2 protein-coding genes are annotated in these 1,295 nt (G+C 75.1%); both read right to left on the bottom strand.

The features are described from left to right. On the bottom strand, nucleotides 1-665 hold a 665-nt coding region (locus tag ACSNOK_RS33095; RefSeq protein ID WP_436784484.1), incomplete at its 3' end, for a phosphotransferase. A gap of 15 nt (nucleotides 666-680) precedes the next feature. After that, entirely contained in the window at nucleotides 681-1,136 is a 456-nt protein-coding gene (locus ACSNOK_RS33090) for a pyridoxamine 5'-phosphate oxidase family protein (protein WP_436784483.1), read from the bottom strand. Between the last annotated feature and the right edge of the window lie 159 nt (nucleotides 1,137-1,295).

Genomic DNA, 1,295 nt, shown 5'->3' with positions numbered 1-1,295 from the left:
GTCCAGGCCCCCGCCCGCACCGCCGTCAGCGTCCCCTGCCGCGCACCCGCCCCCGGCTCCCGCGCCCATCGCGCCGCCATGCGTTCCGCCCCATCGGCCTGCTCCGGACCGGCCTCCGCCGCCCGGCTCCCGCCGCCGCCGGCCGTACGGCCGTACGGCGCGCCGGCCTCCCACGGCCTCGCCCCTGCTCCGGCCCCCGCCGCGTCCCCCGCGGCCATCGGCCCGGCGACCTCCCTCATCACCGTTTCCAGGCTGACGTGGACGGTGCCGAGCAGGGCTCCCAGGCCGCGCGACTGGGCGGCGGTGAGTTCGCCGCCGTCGCGGTGCCTGCCCTCGACCCAGGGGTGCAGGGCGTAGCAGCGGCCGCCGAGGACGGCGACGGTCGATCCGTCGTCCGCCGCCACCGGCGGGGCGACCGGCAGGCCCAGGGCGCCGAGCCGCTGTGTCGCGGCGTGCTGCCGGGCGATGGCGGCCCGGTCGCCGTCGAGGTGGTGCTTGAGGAAGAAGTGGCCGCGGCTGGTGGAGAGCCGGTACCCGTGGTTGAGGAGGCCCTCGGTGAGCGGTTCGCAGGCCAGGGGCTCGCCGGCGTGCCGGTAGCGGCGTAGCAGGGTGCGCAGGGTGCCGCCGTCGGGAGGTGCGACAGGGGGGACAAGTGAGCGCGGCACGCCCCAAATGTTAGTTCACGACGAGTGCGCGGCCTGTCGCGCGGGTACGCCTTCGAGGTGGTGCAGGGTGATGAACTGCGGTTCTATGCACAGGTATTCGGGGAGGAACGGGGTGTTGTCCGCCGCTCGCGGGGCCGGGCCGAAGCGCGGCAGCTCCGCCGGGCCGGGGGTGAACCGCCGTGCGGTGCCCACGAATTGGACGTGCCAGACGTTCTCGTCGCCCTCCTCGCGCCCGCCGAAGTTGTCGGCGTTGTAGGCGATGACGCTGCCGTCGCAGGCCCGGCTGTAGCCGTAGCCGCCGTGCAGCCGCACCAGCACCCGCCCGTCGGAGACGATGTGCCGGGTGGTGATGACGAACGGGAGCGCGCGCAGGGTCACCGAGAGGCGCCCGTAGGGGGCGCGTCCGAGCAGGTCGAGCGCTCGCTGTTCGTCTGTGGCCGGCGGCGCGGCCGGCGGTACCGGTGAAGGCATGGGCCTTACTCTGCACCGTCACGTTCGGTGTACGTAGAGCCACCCGCCCCGTCACGGCCGGGACGTTGGTCCCTAAACGGGCACCCTTACGGGGATCCCCGACCGGGCGCCGCCGGGCGCCCCGGGCCCCTAAGGTCCATCCCCCTCCCGGCCCCTCAT

It is taken from the genome of Streptomyces sp. URMC 126 (assembly GCF_051386555.1).
Taxonomy (GTDB): domain Bacteria; phylum Actinomycetota; class Actinomycetes; order Streptomycetales; family Streptomycetaceae; genus Streptomyces.
Note: the sequence above shows the minus strand (reverse complement) of the source record. Positions and strands in the feature narration are given on the sequence as shown.